At 59.8% G+C, this 16,985-nt stretch carries 11 protein-coding genes; 7 read left to right on the top strand and 4 right to left on the bottom strand.

The window, feature by feature from the left end:
• Nucleotides 1-126 precede the first annotated feature (126 nt).
• The 3 genes from KFS80_RS24310 (at nt 127) to srmL (ending at nt 4,454) form a co-directional block, all read left to right on the top strand.
• Nucleotides 127-543, top strand: coding sequence for a c-type cytochrome (locus KFS80_RS24310; protein ID WP_159814952.1), 417 nt, complete (start codon nt 127-129; stop codon nt 541-543).
• A 493-nt stretch (nt 544-1,036) separates the two neighbouring features.
• Nucleotides 1,037-2,965 carry an acetyl-CoA hydrolase/transferase C-terminal domain-containing protein gene (locus tag KFS80_RS24305; RefSeq protein WP_212546216.1) on the top strand — a complete coding sequence of 643 codons (1,929 nt, stop codon included), beginning with the start codon at nt 1,037-1,039 and terminating at the stop codon, nt 2,963-2,965.
• 352 nt (nt 2,966-3,317) lie between these two features.
• On the top strand, nt 3,318-4,454 hold the full coding sequence (gene srmL / locus KFS80_RS24300) for a PheS-related mystery ligase SrmL (protein WP_212546215.1): 1,137 nt from the start codon (nt 3,318-3,320) through the stop codon (nt 4,452-4,454).
• Nucleotides 4,455-4,690: 236 nt separating this feature from the next.
• Here the strand turns inward: srmL and KFS80_RS24295 are convergent, their stop codons facing one another.
• A complete protein-coding gene (locus tag KFS80_RS24295) occupies nt 4,691-5,263 on the bottom strand; it encodes a xanthine phosphoribosyltransferase (RefSeq protein WP_016985833.1) in 573 nt (190 codons plus the stop codon).
• Nucleotides 5,264-5,322: 59 nt separating this feature from the next.
• Nucleotides 5,323-7,332, bottom strand: coding sequence for a DNA helicase Rep (rep, locus tag KFS80_RS24290; protein ID WP_212546214.1), 2,010 nt, complete (start codon nt 7,330-7,332; stop codon nt 5,323-5,325).
• A gap of 264 nt (nt 7,333-7,596) precedes the next feature.
• On the opposite strand from rep, the gene KFS80_RS24285 reads away from it, so the two are divergent.
• Nucleotides 7,597-9,267, top strand: coding sequence for a putative bifunctional diguanylate cyclase/phosphodiesterase (locus KFS80_RS24285; protein WP_212546213.1), 1,671 nt, complete (start codon nt 7,597-7,599; stop codon nt 9,265-9,267).
• A 70-nt stretch (nt 9,268-9,337) separates the two neighbouring features.
• Here KFS80_RS24285 and KFS80_RS24280 read toward each other — a convergent pair whose 3' ends face one another.
• A complete protein-coding gene (locus KFS80_RS24280) occupies nt 9,338-10,732 on the bottom strand; it encodes a NorM family multidrug efflux MATE transporter (protein WP_212546212.1) in 1,395 nt (464 codons plus the stop codon).
• Between the two features lie 159 nt (nt 10,733-10,891).
• Here KFS80_RS24280 and KFS80_RS24275 point away from each other — a divergent pair, with 159 nt between their 5' ends.
• The 3 genes from KFS80_RS24275 (at nt 10,892) to KFS80_RS24265 (ending at nt 15,411) form a co-directional block, all read left to right on the top strand.
• Nucleotides 10,892-11,812 carry a LysR substrate-binding domain-containing protein gene (locus KFS80_RS24275; RefSeq protein ID WP_212546211.1) on the top strand — a complete coding sequence of 307 codons (921 nt, stop codon included), beginning with the start codon at nt 10,892-10,894 and terminating at the stop codon, nt 11,810-11,812.
• 189 nt (nt 11,813-12,001) lie between these two features.
• Complete coding sequence (locus KFS80_RS24270) at nt 12,002-13,978, top strand: methyl-accepting chemotaxis protein (RefSeq protein ID WP_212546210.1); 1,977 nt, start codon at nt 12,002-12,004, stop codon at nt 13,976-13,978.
• Nucleotides 13,979-14,196: 218 nt separating this feature from the next.
• The gene (locus KFS80_RS24265; RefSeq protein WP_212546209.1) at nt 14,197-15,411 is read left to right on the top strand and encodes an aldose 1-epimerase family protein; all 1,215 of its coding nucleotides are present in this window, start codon (nt 14,197-14,199) and stop codon (nt 15,409-15,411) included.
• On the opposite strand, the gene KFS80_RS24260 is transcribed toward KFS80_RS24265, so the two are convergent.
• The gene (locus KFS80_RS24260) at nt 15,408-16,901 is read right to left on the bottom strand and encodes a YifB family Mg chelatase-like AAA ATPase (RefSeq protein ID WP_053124981.1); all 1,494 of its coding nucleotides are present in this window, start codon (nt 16,899-16,901) and stop codon (nt 15,408-15,410) included. The two genes, KFS80_RS24265 and KFS80_RS24260, sit on opposite strands and share 4 nt — an antisense overlap.
• Between the last annotated feature and the right edge of the window lie 84 nt (nt 16,902-16,985).

Raw genomic sequence — 16,985 nt, 5'->3', positions numbered from 1 at the left:
AACAAGACCCCTTTAATCATGGGGTTGTTTCAGTGTGGCGGGCTACCCGCTATACTTGCGCCCGCCTGCGAACCGTGGCCGCAGGCGTGAATAGCCACCATTGAGGGTGAACGCGTGAACCTAATTATGAAAATGCTGGCTGCACCAGCAACCGTACTGGCCCTCTGGGCTGTCAGCGCTCAAGCTGCGACGAATGACGACATTGCCAAACGCCTCGAGCCTGTCGGCCAGGTGTGCGTTCAAGGTCAGGAATGCAAAGGGATGGAAGTGGCTGCGACTGCCGGCGGCGGTGGCGGCGCGAAAACCCCCGACGAAGTGATTGCCAAACATTGCAACGCTTGCCACGGTACCGGGTTGTTGGGTGCGCCGAAGATCGGTGACACGGCCGCGTGGAAAGAACGTGCGGATCACCAAGGCGGCCTTGATGGCATCCTTGCCAAAGCCATCACCGGTATCAATTCGATGCCGCCGAAAGGCACCTGCGCCGATTGCTCGGATGAAGAGCTGAAGGGCGCGATCGAGAAGATGTCCGGTCTGAAATAAGGCGTGCATCTGATGAAAAAAACCGTCTTCGGACGGTTTTTTTGTGCCTGCGATTCAAGAGCCCCTCACCCCAGCCCTCTCCCGGAGGGAGAGGGGGCCGACCGCGGTGTATGGCGCTATCCATCGACCTGACAGGTCGTAGCGACTATGGATCCGGTACATCACGTTCAAGTCGGCGTACCTCCCAAATATCCCCCATTCAGTCCCCTCTCCCTCCGGGAGAGGGGACGACCGCGGTTTCTTGCGTCCGACATCGACCTGAAAGACCTTAGCGACTATGGATTCGGTACATCACGTTCACGTCGGCGTATCTCCCAAATATCCCCCATTCAGTCCCCTCTCCCTCCGGGAGAGGGCTAGGGTGAGGGCAAGCAAGCTCCAGCCTAAACACCTCCTGTGGCCGACAATCGTCCAGGACTTTGGGCTGTTCTTTGCAGCAAACTCAAGGCAATCTCGGTCTACCCCTATTCACGGAACGGGCAGGAGGCTTCAGATGGTGCAGTTGTGTTCGATCGAACAAGCAGTGGACGACGTGCTGGCGCGCTTGCCGGCGCATATCCACATGGGCATGCCGCTGGGCCTGGGCAAACCCAATCACTTCGTCAACGCGCTGTACCGGCGGATCAAAGGCCTGCCCGAGCGGCAGCTGACGATCTACACCGCGCTGTGCCTCGGTCGCCCGGCGTTGGGCGATGGCTTGCAAAAGCGCTTCATCGAACCCTTCGTCGAGCGCGTCTTCGGTGACTACGCGGAATTCGATTTCCTCGCCGACCTGCACCGCGACAGCCTGCCCGCCAACATCCGCATCGAACAGTTCTTCATGCAGCCCGGCAGCCTGCTCAACAGCGCGCCGGCCCAGCAGGATTACGTCAGCAGCAACTACAGCCACGCCGCCCGCGACATCAACGCCGCCGGGCTGAATCTGGTGGCGCAGTTATTGGCCAGCAGCAGCGAACACCCGGATCGCCTGAGCCTGAGCTGCAACCCCGACATCACCCTCGACCTGTTCCCGATGATCGCCAAACGTCGCGAAGCCGGGGAGACGATTCTGCTGGTCGGCCAGGTGCACACCGATCTGCCGTACATGCCCGGCGACGCCGAAGTCGACATCGACACCTTCGACCTGCTGATCGACGAGAAGGACAGCAGCACGCTGTTTTCCACGCCGAACATGCCGGTGGGGTTTCAGGACCATTTCATTGGTTTGCACGCGAGTACGCTGGTGCGCGACGGCGGCACGTTGCAGATTGGCATCGGTTCGATGGGTGATGCGCTGACTGCCGCGTTGCTCGCACGTCAGGCGGATAACGCCGGTTATCAGGCGTTGCTCGATGACATCAACCTCAGTCAGTGGGCGCAATTGATCAACCGCGAGGGCGGCACCGGGCCATTCGCCAAAGGCCTGTACGGTTGTAGCGAAATGTTCGTCAACGGCCTGCTGGTGCTGGCGGATGCCGGGATCATCCGGCGCAAGGTCTACCCCGATGTGCCGACGCAGGAGCAGGCCAACGCCGGCACCCTCGACGAAGCGGCGCAAACCGACGGCATTTCCGTGCACGGCGGATTCTTCCTCGGCCCGCGCAGTTTTTACGAGCGACTGCGTGAGTTGCCGTTGAGCAAACGCCTCGAATTCAACATGACTCGCATCAGCTACATCAACGAGCTCTACGGGCAGGAAGAACTCAAGCGCTTGCAGCGCCTCGACGCGCGATTCATCAACACGGTGTTTACCATGACCGTGCTCGGCGCTGGCGTGGCAGATCAACTGGAGGATGGACGAGTACTCAGCGGTGTCGGCGGGCAGTACAACTTCGTCGCGCAGGGCCACGCGTTGCGCGACGCGCGCTCGATCCTGATCCTGCGCAGCTGGCGCGAATCCGGCGGCGACGTCAGCTCCAACATCGTTTGGGAATACGGCCACTGCACGATCCCACGGCACCTGCGCGACATCGTCGTGACCGAATATGGCATCGCCGATCTGCGCGGTAAAACCGATGCCGTAGTGATCGAATCGCTGCTGAACATCAGCGATTCACGCTTCCAGCCGGGCCTGATCGAACAAGCGCAAAAGGTCGGCAAACTGCCAAAGGATTTCCGCCTCGATCCCCGCTTCACTGACAACACGCCGCAGCGTTTGCAAGCCATCGCCGCACGGCACAAAAACCTGTTTCCGGAGTACCCGCTGGGCTGTGATTTCTCCCCGATCGAACGGGATCTACTGCGGGCGCTGAACTGGCTAAAAAGCAAATTCAAACTCACCGAAATCCTCGAACTCGGCAAAGCCGCCCTCGACGCCCCCGAGGCATCGCTGTACCCCGAACACCTCGAACGCATGCAACTCACAAACCCGGAAGGCCTGAAAGAAGACCTCTTCCAACGCCTGCTCCTCACCGGCCTAAAAGCCACCACCCAAACCCCGTAGGAGCTGCGGCACGCTGCGATCTTTTGATCCTGATCCTTAAAAGATCAAAAGATCGCAGCCTCGTTGCACTCGACAGCTCCTACACGGCGACTGCGGAGTACCCGAACAACTGTGGGAGCGGGCTTGCTCGCGAAAGCGGTGGATCGGTCAAAAAATGTATCGACTGACACGACGCCTTCGCGAGCAAGCCCGCTCCCACAAGAGCCATGTCTGATATCTGAATGAATACGGAATGCCATCCGTAGTCCCGTTCTGAAAATCATCAATCACTGAGTTTTTGGATTGTCGTCGGCATTCGCCTGTCGATAGGTTTGTCTGTGGTCTATCCAGCAGCAAATTCGGGGGGTACAGAGTGTCAGCATCGAAGAAATACTTGCCACAAGAGTCTGTCGAGCAGGCCTTACTCCTCACTGACTTAACCGAAAAGAACCAACCCGACCACGCAGTCCGACTACTGCTCAATGAAGTCCTTCAAGGACTCGCAGCAAGAGGCTGGCCCCGAGCGCAGTTGCAGGTTGGGCCAAGGATTGTGTCCGCCGAAGAGAACTACGGTTTGCTGGGTTACGACCCGGCAGAAATTACCCTTGGCAGCGAGCACACACGTTGGGTCGATGAGCATTCGCTTTTGCGAACGCAGACCACCAGCCAGATTCCTGCGGCGCTTCAGCAGGCCGCCGAGGTTCGTCGGCCGGGACAAACCATTTTGCTGGCAGCGCCAGGCATTACCTTCAGGCGTGATAGCCGAGATCGTTGGCATTGCGCCGAGCCGCACCAAATGGATATCTGGGTATTGGGTGACCCGGAGCTGGCATCCCATGAGCATTTACTGCGTTTGGTCGGTGATATTTTGCAGTCGGCCGTCCCGGAAAAGTCCTGGGTTTATAGCGAAAGTCCACATCACTACACCGAGGGCGGGATTGAAGTGAATGTGTTGAATGATGGCGTGCCGGTCGAGGTTCTTGAGTGCGGGCGTATCGCGAAGTCGCTGTTGCAGCGTTTGCAGATTGATCCGCTGCGCCATGGCGGACTCGCTCTTGGGATGGGGCTGGATCGCCTGACGATGTTGCGCAAAGGCATTCCTGATATTCGTTTGTTGCGTGATCAGAATGTGCGCGTGCAGGCGCAGATGCATGATCTGGATCCGTGGACTGCGGTATCCCGTTTGCCGTCGATTGCCCGCGATATCTCGTTGGCAGTAACGCCGGGATTGAGTGAAGAGGTATTGACCGAGAGGATGTTGCAGGCGGCAGGGGATTGCTCTGGATGGATCGAGGAGATGCGAATCAAGGGGCGCTGGCCACGTTCGGATTTACCGGCGCAGGCCATTGAGCGACTCGGGATGTTACCGGGTCAGGAGAACGTGCTTTTGCATGTGGTGCTGCGTGATTGTTCTCGTTCGATTACCACCGGTGAGGCGAATGCCTTGTACGCGGATATTCAAGCTGCGATGCACGAAGGGGTACCGGGGGCGGGTTACAGAATGGATTAAGTGAAATCTGTAGGAGCTGCGGCACGCTGCGATCTTTTGATGTTGATCCTGAAAATCAGATCAAAAGATCGCAGCCTCGTTGCACTCGACAGCTCCTACACGGGGATTGCGGAGTACCCGAACAACTGTAGGAGAAAAGCTTGCTCGCGAAAGCGGTGGATCAGTCAAAGAATATTCGACTGACACGACGCCTTCGCGAGCAAGCTCGGCTCCTACAAGGGTATTGCGGTGTGGCTTTATTCGATGAAGGTGACAACGCCACCTGTCAGCGATTTAACGCGGGCCAGCGATTCGACGCGGTAGCCTTGCGAGTCCAGTTCGGCGCGGCCGCCCTGGAACGACTTCTCGATGACGATGCCCAGGCCGGCCACGGTGGCGCCGGCCTGTTTGATGATCGAGATCAGCGCTTGCGAGGCCTTACCGTTGGCCAGGAAGTCGTCGATGATCAGCACGCGGTCGCTGCTGGTCAGGTGGCGCGGCGAGATGGCCACGGTGCTTTCGGTCTTTTTGGTGAACGAGTAAACGGTCGCCGACAGCAGGTTTTCGGTCAGGGTCAGGGACTGTTGCTTACGGGCGAAGATCACCGGCACGCCGAGGTTCAGACCGGTCATGATCGCCGGGGCGATGCCCGAGGCTTCGATGGTGACGATCTTGGTGATGCCCGAATCCTTGAACAGCGCGGCGAATTCGTCGCCGATCAGCTTCATCAGGGCCGGGTCGATCTGGTGGTTCAGGAAGGCGTCGACCTTCAGGACCTGGTCGGAAAGCACAATGCCTTGTTCGCGGATTTTCTGGTGCAATGCTTCCATGAAGCTGTCCTCTTTTGGCGCTTTGTGCGCCGAAGGTCTAGTAAAAAAAGTGGTCAATTCTAGCGCTTTAACATCGCGCGTATATCAGCCAATGCGCTGTTGCCGCGCACGACTTTGACTTCGCTCGGTGTGTCGTCGTTGCCTTCCCAGGCCAGATCGTCCGGCGGCAGCTCATCGAGGAAGCGGCTCGGCGCGCAGTCGATGATCTCGCCGTACTGCTTGCGCTTGGCGGCGAAGGTGAACGCCAGTGTCTGGCGCGCGCGGGTGATGCCCACATAGGCCAGGCGGCGTTCTTCTTCAATGGTGTCGGCTTCGATGCTGGAGCGGTGCGGGAGGATTTCCTCTTCCATGCCCATGATGAACACGTAAGGGAATTCCAGACCCTTGGACGCATGCAGCGTCATCATCTGCACGCCTTCGGCACCGTCTTCCTCTTCCTGCTGACGTTCGAGCATGTCGCGCAGGACGAGTTTGCCGATGGCATCCTCGACGGTCATTTCTCCTTCTTCGTCCTTCTCGAGGGTGTTTTTCAACGCCTCGATCAGGAACCAGACGTTGCTCATCCGGTAGTCGGCGGCCTTGTCGCTGGAGCTGTTGGTGCGCAGCCAGTTCTCGTAGTCGATGTCCATGACCATGCTGCGCAGCGCGGAGATCGGGTCTTCGCCGGCGCACTGCTCGCGCACCTTGTCCATGAAACGCTTGAAGCGCGACAGACGATCGGTGAAGCGGCTGTCCAGATGCTCGCCCAGACCGATTTCGTCGGTGGCGGCGTACATCGAGATCTTGCGTTCGGTGGCGTAGTTGCCGAGTTTTTCCAAAGTAGTCGAGCCGATTTCGCGGCGCGGCACGTTGATCACGCGCAGGAAGGCGTTGTCGTCATCCGGGTTCACGATCAGGCGGAAGTAGGCCATCAGGTCTTTCACTTCCTGGCGGCCGAAGAAGCTGTTGCCGCCGCTCAGGCGATACGGCACCTGGTGGTGCTGCAGCTTCAGCTCGATCAGCTTGGCCTGATAGTTACCGCGATAGAGGATCGCGAAATCGCTGTACGGGCGGTCGGTGCGCAAGTGCAGGCTGAGGATTTCCATGGCCACGCGCTCGGCTTCGGCGTCTTCGTTGCGGCAGCGGATCACGCGGATCTCGTCACCGTGGCCCATTTCACTCCACAGCTGCTTTTCGAATTCGTGCGGGTTGTTCGAGATCAGCACGTTGGCGCAACGCAGGATGCGACTGGTCGAGCGGTAGTTTTGTTCGAGCATCACCACTTTCAAGGACGGATAGTCGTCCTTCAGCAGCATCAGGTTTTCCGGTCGCGCGCCACGCCAGGCGTAGATCGACTGGTCGTCGTCGCCGACCACGGTGAACTGGTTGCGCTTGCCGATGAGCATTTTTACCAGCAGGTACTGGCTGGCGTTGGTGTCCTGGTATTCATCGACGAGCAGGTAACGCACCTTGTTCTGCCACTTTTCGAGGATGTCGGCGTGTTCTTCGAAGAGTTTTACCGGCAGCAGGATCAGGTCGTCGAAGTCCACCGCGTTGAACGCTTTAAGCGTGCGCTGATAGTGGGTGTAGACGATGGCGGCAGTCTGTTCCTTGGGATTACGCGCGTTCTCCAGCGCCTGAGGCGGCAGGATCAGGTCGTTTTTCCAGGCGCCGATCATGTTCTTGATCTCGTCGACGCCGTCTTCGCCTGCGTATTCCTTCTGCATGATGTCGGTCATCAGGGACTTGACGTCGGTCTCGTCGAAGATCGAGAAACCGGGTTTGTAGCCCAGCCGCACGTGCTCCTTGCGGATGATGTTCAGACCGAGATTGTGGAAGGTGCAGACCGTCAGACCGCGCCCTTCGCCGGCACGCAACAGGGTACCGACCCGCTCTTTCATCTCGCGCGCGGCCTTGTTGGTAAAGGTCATGGCGACGATGTACTGGGCGCGGATGCCGCAGTTCTGGATCAGGTGCGCGATTTTGCGCGTGATCACGCTGGTCTTGCCGGAGCCAGCACCGGCGAGCACCAATAGAGGGCCGCCGACGTAGTTCACGGCTTCTTGCTGCCGGGGATTGAGTCGGGACATACGAAAATTCGGGAGTCGTTGACGAAATGGGCCGGCATTTTAACAGGCTCAGAGATTTGTGCTGCTCTGTCCGACTTGTGACGTACCACGCGATTCATATTTGCCGGTTTTGTTACTTTCACGCAGGATGCGCGGTGATTTTGCGGCTAATGTTCTCATTCGTGACACAAAATAACGTTTCGATAACCGTTGTCATTTGGTCATTGGTCAGCGCAACGGCATAATGCCCGCCGCCCACATCATTGCAGAGTCTAGGGAGCTAGCTTGTCTACGCCTGTCGAACCCTTGCGTTTGCTGCTACTGGCCGAAGAGCCAGCGTGGACAGCGTTATTGCGTGAGTGTCTGGCTCCGATGGGGAGCGCGGCGGTGCTGATCAGCGCGCCGAGCTGGGAGTCGGTCAGCAGTTTGTTCGAAGACAACCGCCATGCGGTGTTGTTGACCCTTCCTGCGTTGCAACCGGCACCCGGCCGCTGCAGCCTGCCGACGGTATTGTTGCTCGAACACGAACCGGACACCGCGCCGGTTGGCGTCAGTGACTGGCTGGTGTTCGACGCCCTCGACCCCGGCATGCTGCGCCGTTGCCTGCGCCATGTGCGCGAACGCGGCGTTCTCGAAAACACCCTGCAACGCCTCGCCGAACAGGATCCGCTGACCGGCATCGCCAACCGTCAGGGTTTCCAGACCTTGCTGACAGCGCGTCTCGCTGAAGGCGATGGTCGCGGCTTGGCCCTCGGGCATCTCGATCTCGACAACTTCCGTCACGCCAACGACGCCCTTGGCCATCAGGCTGGCGATCGGCTGATCCTGCAGGTCGTGGCGCGGCTGAAAAGTCAGTTGGAGGCCGGCGATCAATTGGCACGTCTCGGCAGCGATGAATTTGCTTTGCTGATCGACACCCGCCGCGCGCCGCAACGCGCCGAGTGGATGGCCGAACGCATTACTGAAGCCTTGTCCGAACCGTATTGGGTGGATGGCGAAAGCCTTCTGATCGGCTCCAGCCTCGGCATCGCCCACGCCCGCGCGCAGGCTGGCGCTGACCCGCTGATGTGGCATGCGCACATCGCCATGCAGCAGGCCAAAAGCACGCAGGGCTGCACTTTTCATATCTTCAACGAACGCATCAACCGCAACGCGCGGAACATGGCTGACCTCGAAAGTGAGCTGCGCCGGGCCTTGCGTCGTGATGAGCTGGAATTGCATTACCAGCCACGCCTGAATCTTGAGGACGGCCAGATTGTCGGCCTCGAAGCCTTGGTGCGCTGGCGCCATGGCGAACGCGGTTTGCTGCCGCCGAGTGAGTTCGTGCCGTTGGCCGAGCAGAGCGGCTTGATTGTGCCGCTGGGTTATTGGGTGATTTCCCGGGCGTTGCGCGATATGCAGGCACTGCGCGAACGCGGATTGCCGGCGCTGCACATGGCGATCAACTTGTCGTTCCGCCAATTTCAGGACAGTCAGTTGTTGCCGACGCTGAGCCGCTTGATCGCTGAGCGCGGTGTGGAGGCGCAGTGGCTGGAGTTCGAACTGACGGAAACGGCGGTGATGCGCCGCAGTGATCTGGTCAAGCAGACCATGGATGCGTTGGGCCGCCTCGGAGTGCGTTTTTCGCTGGATGACTTTGGCACCGGGTTCTCATCGTTCGTGCACCTCAACAGCTTGCCGATCACTTTGCTGAAGATCGACAAGAGCTTTGTCGGTGGCATGGAACAGCGTGAAGAGAACCGCAAACTGGTGCACGCGATGATCAACCTTGCGCACAACCTGCATCTGGAAGTGGTGGCGGAAGGGGTTGAAACGCCGGAACAACTGGAATTGCTGCGCGGGTTTGGTTGCGATCAGGTGCAGGGTTATCTGATCAGCCGGCCGTTGCCGTTGGCGGAACTGGTTGAGTACCTGACGTTTGGCTCAAGCCAACAGGTTTCTGTGGAGGCCGTTTAAAAGATCGCAGCCTGCGGCAGCTCCTACACCGATCCCTGTAGGAGCTGCCAAAGGCTGCGATCTTTTGATCTTAATCTGCGCCAACGACCTCAACGCGTGATGTAGCAGGCTCCAGCCGAATCATCCGCTTCATCTTCCACTCAAACGCCAACGTCAGACTCACCGCCGCGCACGCCAACCCCAGCGCCAATCCCCACCAGACGCCCGTCGGCCCCCAGTTCAAGTGGAATGCCATCCACCACGCCGCTGGCGCGCCAATCAGCCAATAACAGCCGAGCCCGACCAGAAACGTGGTCTTCGCATCCTTGAGCCCGCGAATACAGCCCATGGCAATCGTCTGCGTGCCGTCGAACAGCTCGAACCATGCCGCCACGGCCAGCAGGCTCACCGCCAAACGAATCACTTCGGCAAACGCCGGATCATTGTGATCAAGGAATAACCCGACCAACTGATTTGGCAGCAACCAGAACACCATCGCAAAGCCGAGCATCACCACCGCACCAAAGACGATCCCGACCCGGCCCGACATCCGTGCATCAAGCAATTGCCCGGCGCCGTAGTGCTGGCCGATGCGCATGGTGATCGCGTACGACATCCCCGCCGGCACCATGAACGCCACCGAAACAATCTGCAGAGCAATCTGATGCGCGCCCAGTTGCGTGCTGCCCATGGTGCCCATGCACAGCGCCGCGAAGGCAAACAACCCGACCTCCACCGCGTAGGTGCCACCGATCGGCAGACCGAGGCGCCAGAGTTCTTTCAGGTACTGGCGGTTCGGCCGCGATAACCCTGCGCGCAGCGGATAAGCGTCATACGCCGGGTGCCGGCGTATATGCCAGGCCAATGCCAGCGCCATGCAGTTGGCGACAATCGCCGTGACCAGACCGATGCCCATCAGGCCCATTTTCGGCAGACCGAACATGCCAGTGATCAGCGCGTAATTGAGCAGGAAGTTGGCCACGGTGCCGGCCAGACTGATGACCATCACCGGTGTCGCCCGACCAATTGCACTGGTGAAACCGCGCAGGGCCATAAAGCTCAGGTAGCCGGGCAGGGCGAACGGCAGGGCGATCAGAAATTGCCCGGCGGCGTTGACGTTGGTTTCGGTCTGGCCGAACAGCAGCAACACCGGTTTCAGGTTCCACAGCAGCAAACCGGCGCCCAGCGCCATCAGCCACGCCAGCCACAATCCGGCCTGGGTCAGGCGTGCAGCGCCAATGATGTCGCCTGCACCTTTGCGAATCGCTACCAAGGTGCCGACTGCGGCAATCACGCCGATGCAGAAGATCGACACGAACGAATAAGTCGCCGCGCCCAGACCGCCGCCGGCCAGCGCTTCGGGACTGAGGCGCGCCATCATCAAAGTGTCGGTCAGCACCATCAACATGTGCGCCAACTGTGAAGCGATCAACGGCCCTGCCAGCCGCAGAATGGCCCAGAGTTCAGTACGCACAGGATGCTGCATGAGTATCACCACTCAATTTTCAGAGGGAACAGGAGACCGTCGATTCTCCGGCCTTGGCAGGCATTGCACAAAGGGATAAAAAGGATGGGTGGCATGACTAAAACTCATCCTGAACAGAATCCGCTCATTTCGCTGCATCCCGCCATTGGAGCTTTGTGCATGGCCCGTCGACTTCCTCCGTTGTATGCCCTGCGCGCATTTGAAGCGGCGGCGCGCCATAGCTCGTTCACCCGCGCGGCGGAAGAGCTGTCGATCACCCAGAGCGCGGTGAGTCGGCATATTCGTACGCTGGAAGAGCATTTTGCCTGCCGCTTGTTTCACCGCAGCGGCCGCAATTTGCAACTGACCGAAGCGGCGCGGCTGCTGTTGCCGGGGATTCGCGAAGGTTTCACGGCGCTGGAGCGCGCCTGCAACACCTTGCGTGCCGAGGACGACATCCTGCGCATGAAAGCCCCGTCGACCCTGACCATGCGCTGGTTGCTGGCGCGCCTGAGTCGCTTCCGCCACTTGCAGCCGGGCAACGAGGTGCAACTGACCAGTGCGTGGATGGATGTCGATTCGGTTGACTTCAACGATGAGCCGTTTGATTGCGCCGTGTTGCTCAGCGACGGCCATTTTCCGCCGGACTGGGAAGCGAGTTTGTTGTTTCCCGAAGAGTTGATCCCGGTCGGCGCGCCGAATCTGCTCAACGATCAACCGTGGGATCTTGATCGGCTGGCGTCTACCGAATTGCTCCACCCGACCCCGGATCGCCGCGACTGGCGCAGTTGGCTGGAGCACATGGGTTTGTCCGATCAGGTTTCGCTAAAGGGCGGGCAAGTATTCGACACGCTCGAACTTGGCATGATCGCGGCGGCGCGCGGCTATGGCGTATCAATGGGCGATTTGTTGATGGTCGCCGAAGATGTCGCGCAAGGACGCCTCAGTCTGCCGTGGCCGACCGCCGTTGCCAGTGGCCTGAATTATTACCTGGTGTGGCCAAAAACCCGTCCGGGAGGTGAACGTTTGCGCCGCCTCAGCGACTTTCTTCAAGGCGAAGTCCGCGCCATGGAACTGCCAGCCGTTGCGCGCTTGAGCTGAAACGTTCGAGCCGCCACAATGCCGGCCCCGTGCCATACCCTCGCACAGCGCTCAAGTATTCGGATTTACCGCCGACTATGAGCAAGTGGAACCGTCGTGCCGGTCTCCATGCTTCACCCCCATTATTAGAATTATTCCGAGCATCAGCTGCGATCAAGGAGGATCCGGTGGCTCGGCCAGGAGCTGTTCATGTCTCAACCTCGCGCTCGGATTGCCTCGCAGCTGGGCCTTGCCCTTGCTGTGATTCTGGCGGTCGTCATCAGTGGCAGTACGCTGTTCGCGTTGCGTTCGCTGGATACCGCCAACCTCGCCACCCGTGAAGAACATCTGGCCAGTGAGGCTCGGCTGCTGGCCGACCAACTGAGCACCTTCCACGGCACGTTGCGTGAAAGCACCCAGCGCCTCAGCGGGTTGTTCGAGAAGCGCTTCAGCAGCGGGTTGAGCCTTCATCCGGACGAGCCAGTGAGTGTTGCCGGCACCCAGACTCCGGGCCTGCACCTGGGCAGCGAAGTGCTGAACAACAACTTCAAGGAAGTCGACGAGTTCAAGCAGATGACCGCGGGCGTCGCCACGCTGTTCGTGCGCAGTGGCGAAGACTTCATCCGCGTCAGCACCTCGCTGACCAAACAGGACGGCAGCCGCGCCATTGGCACCTTGCTTGACCACGCCCATCCGGCCTACGCGAAGTTGATGGCCGGACAGGGTTATGTCGGCCGCGCCTTGCTGTTTGATCGTTCCTACATGACCCAATACACCCCGGTGCGCGATGGCAGCGGCAAAGTGATTGCGGTGCTGTTCGTCGGTTTCGATTACACCGATGCGCAGAATGCTCAGTTCGATAACCTCAAACGCTTCCGCATCGGTCAGACCGGCTCGCTGGCGTTGCTTGATGAGCAAAGCAAATGGCTGGTTCCACCAGCGGGCGTGCAGGCGCTGGATCAAGCAATTCCGCTGATCAAGGATCTGGCGAAATCGCCGGGCAAAGGCCAGTTCTGGGGCGACACGTCCGAGGATTTCTACAGCGTCGCGGTGCCGTTCGACGGCGGCCCGTGGTCGGTGGTGGCAAGCATGCCGAAAGCCGAGATACGCGCAGTGACCTGGAGCGTCGGCACGCAACTGGCGATTGGCAGCCTGTTGGCGATGTTGCTGGCGGTCGGTTCGGCGATGTGGCTGCTGCGTTCGAAACTGCAACCGCTGGGTGATCTGGTGCGTCAGGCCGAAGCCTTGGGCGCCGGTGATCTGAGCGTGCGCCTGGATGTAGCGAGTAACGACGAAATCGGTCAGTTGTCGCGCGCGTTCAACCAGATGAGCCAGGCGCTGTCGACCATGGTTGAGCACATTCGCCGTTCCTCCGCGGAGGTCAACAGCCGAGCGCAGGCACTGTCCGGTTTGTCTGGCGGTGCTTACGAAGGCATGGAGCAACAGTCCGGCGAAATCACCAGCATGGCCGGCGCGGTGGAAGAATTCAGCGCGACCTCGTTGAACATCGCCGACAACATGGGCGCGACCCAACGTCTGGCACAGGAAAACGCCCAGCAAACGCAGATTGGCCGCAGCTCGATGGAAGATGCTTCGTCCTCTCTGGAGCAAATCGCTGGCGCCCTCAACAGCACCGCCACAGTGATCAACACCCTCGGCCAGCGTTCGCAGGAAATTGGCGGCATCGTTGGCGTGATCACCTCGATTGCCGAGCAGACCAATTTGCTGGCGCTCAACGCTGCAATTGAAGCGGCGCGTGCCGGTGAGCAAGGTCGCGGCTTTGCCGTGGTGGCGGATGAAGTGCGCAGCCTGGCTTCGCGTACCCGTCAGGCGACCGATGAAATCTCGGTGATGATCCACAGCATCCAGCAGGAAACCGGCAACGCGATCAGCACCATGGAGCAGGGCAATGTGCTGATGCAGGAAGGCTTGTCGCGTAACGCCAATGTCGCCTCGGCGCTGGCGCGGATTGATGAGCAGAGCCGTTCTGCCGGGCAGCAGTTTGCCGCGATTACCACGGCGACTCAGGAGCAGAGCAGCACGGCGACTTTGCTGAGCAGCAATTTGCAGAGCATTGCGTTGGCCAACAGTGAGCAGCGTGAGGTTGTTTCGAATCTGGCTGTGACGGCGAAGGAACTGGAAGGCTTGGCGGCGGACTTGCGTGCCGAGGTTGATCGGTTTCGTTGAGGTGCGCCTGAAATAGCTTTCGCGAGCAAGCTCGCCCCCACAGTTTCCAGGGTCGCTCACTAATCGTGTGAACAACCCAAAACCCTGTGGGAGCGAGCTTGCTCGCGATTGCATCACTGAAGATCTTCGCAGAACATGCGATCTGTCGATCCAATACACTTGCTGAAACGTTTCCGCAGCGCTATAAAAATGGCACAACTCCAATAAAGGCTGCTGCCATGACCCCGCTCAAACTCGCCGTCGCCCTCGGCGCATTCTCTGCTGCTTCCCACGCCATGGCCTGGGATTACGTCCTCCTCGACACCAACAAGTCCGCGCAAAACTGGAGCATCACCAGTGAGCAGCTCGGCGTGAAAACCGACAAACCCTTCTCCGTAAGCCTGCGTACCTTGCACGGAGGGCGACAGGAAGGCGTCAGCATCGTCGATATCGATAACGGCACGATGAAACTCTCGGTGGTGCCAACCCGAGGGATGAATGTTTTGCAGGCCTCTGTCGGCAACGTGCGCATGGGTTGGGATTCGCCGGTCAAGGACGTGGTCAACCCGGCCTTCATCGAGCTCAACGGGCGCGGTGGTCTGGGCTGGCTGGAAGGTTTCAACGAGCTGGTCGCCCGCTGCGGTTACGAATGGGTTGGCCATCCCGGCATGGACAACGGTGAACTGCTGACCTTGCACGGCCGCGCCGCCAACATCCCGGCCAGTACCGTCACGCTGCACATCGACGAAAAGCCACCCTACGCCATCAGTCTGCGCGGCGAGCTGAAAGAGCAGGCCTTCAAGAAAGTCGACTTCTCGGTCGTCACTGAACTGGTCACCGAACCTGGCAGCGTGCGCTTTGCACTTAACGATACGCTGACCAACAACGGCGACTATCCAAAGGAATACCAGGCGCTGTATCACAGCAATTTCAGCACGCCGTTCCTCGAGCAGGGCGCCCGTTTTGCTGCACCGGTAAAACAGGTCTCGCCGTTCAACGACAAGGCCAAGGGCGATCTGGCTGACTGGCAGACTTATCGTGCGCCGACCAAGGACTACGACGAAACCGTCTACAACGTCGTGCCCTATGCCGACGCCAAAGGTGAAACGCTGACCGTTTTGCACAATAAGGCTGGCAGCCTCGGCGTCTCCGTCGGCTTCAACACCCAGCAGTTGCCGGTGTTTTCCCTGTGGAAAAACACCGATACCCAAGGGCAGGGCTACGTCACCGGGCTGGAGCCGGGCACCAGTTTTTCCTACAACCGTCGCTATCAGCGACCGCTGAATCTGGTGCCGACCATCGCACCGAAGGAACACAAACAGTTCCAGATCAGCTACAGCCTGCTCGCAGACAAAGGTGCTGTGGATAACGCCTTGAGACGTGTGACTGAGATTCAGGCCGGACGCGACACCGAAGTGCGGCAGACGCCGCTGGTTGATCTGACCGAGCATTAAGGTGTCGCCGGCCGATATTGCAGCGCCTCGGCCAAGTGTTCGCGTTTGATCGCATCGACTTGCTCAAGGTCTGCCAGTGTCCGGGCGACCTTGAGCAGGCGATGTGCCGAACGCAGCGAAAGCGTTAATCGCTCACAGGCCGACTCGAGCCATTTTTCATCGGCTGTGGATAACGCGCAGTGCCTCTTCAACCCCGGCAAATCAAGAAATGCATTGGCGCAGCCCTGACGTTTCTGCTGCCGTTCGCGCGCCTCGGCGACCAAAGCAGCGGCGGTGGCACTGTCCTCTCCCGGTTTTACCTGCGGATTCAACGCGGTCGCCTCCCGCGCGACCGTCAGGTGCAGATCAATCCGATCCAGCAGCGGCCCCGATAGTTTATTGCGATAGCGCTGCACCATGTCCGGGGTGCAGGAACATTTGCCGCTGGGCTCGCCAAGATATCCACAGGGACATGGATTCATCGCCGCCACCAATTGAAAGCGCGCCGGAAAACGCACGCGATCCTTGGCTCGGGAAATCACGATGTGTCCGGACTCCAATGGCTCGCGCAGCACCTCCAGAACCTTGCGATCAAACTCCGGCAATTCATCGAGAAACAGCACGCCGTGGTGGGCGAGGGTGATTTCGCCGGGTTGCGGTTTTGAGCTGCCACCGACCAGTGCCGGGCCGGATGCCGAGTGATGCGGCTGGCGAAACGGCCGCTGCGGCCAGTGGGTCAGCGGCACGCAACTGGCGACCGATTGAATGGCCGCCACTTCCAGTGCCTCGCTTTCCGCGAGTGGTGGCAGCAATCCGGGCAGGCGACTGGCCAACAAGGTTTTGCCGGTCCCCGGCGGGCCGCTGAACAACAGGTTATGCGCGCCCGCCGCGGCTATCAGCAGCGCACGTTTGGCAGCTGATTGACCTTGGACTTCGTTGAGATCGGGATAGGGTTTACTGGCGTACATCAGGCCGTTCGAGACATACGGTTCAACCGGCGTATGGCCATTGAAATGCGCCACCGCCTCCAGCAGATGATCCACCGCAAACACTTTCAACCCCGATGCCAGACAGGCTTCCTCAGCATTCGCTCGCGGCACCACCAGAGCACGACCCGCCTTGCGCGCCGCCAATGCTGCCGGCAACACGCCACGCACTGCTCGTACGGCGCCGGACAGCGCCAACTCACCAAGACATTCCACATCATCCAGCGTCAGACACGGCACCTGCACACTCGCCGACAGAATCCCCAAGGCAATCGCCAGATCAAACCGCCCGCCATCCTTGGGCAAATCAGCCGGCGCCAGATTCAAGGTGATCCGCCGCGCGGGAAACTGCAGCCCGGAATTGATGATCGCGCTGCGCACCCGATCCTTGCTCTCCTTCACCGCCGCCTCGGGCAGGCCGACCATGGTCAGCGACGGCAGGCCGTTGGCCAGATGGACTTCGACGGTGACAGCGGGGGCTTCCACGCCAATCTGGGCGCGGCTGTGGACGATGGAGAGGGACATGGTCGTTCCTTGAGCTGAATCGGGGGGGCCGCTTCCTGCGGGGTTTTTTAAGGGTAGTCGGGGGAGAGGGCGTTGGTCGGACAG

This window comes from Pseudomonas rustica, assembly GCF_018336155.1.
Classification (GTDB): domain Bacteria; phylum Pseudomonadota; class Gammaproteobacteria; order Pseudomonadales; family Pseudomonadaceae; genus Aquipseudomonas; species Aquipseudomonas rustica.
Note: the sequence above shows the minus strand (reverse complement) of the source record. Positions and strands in the feature narration are given on the sequence as shown.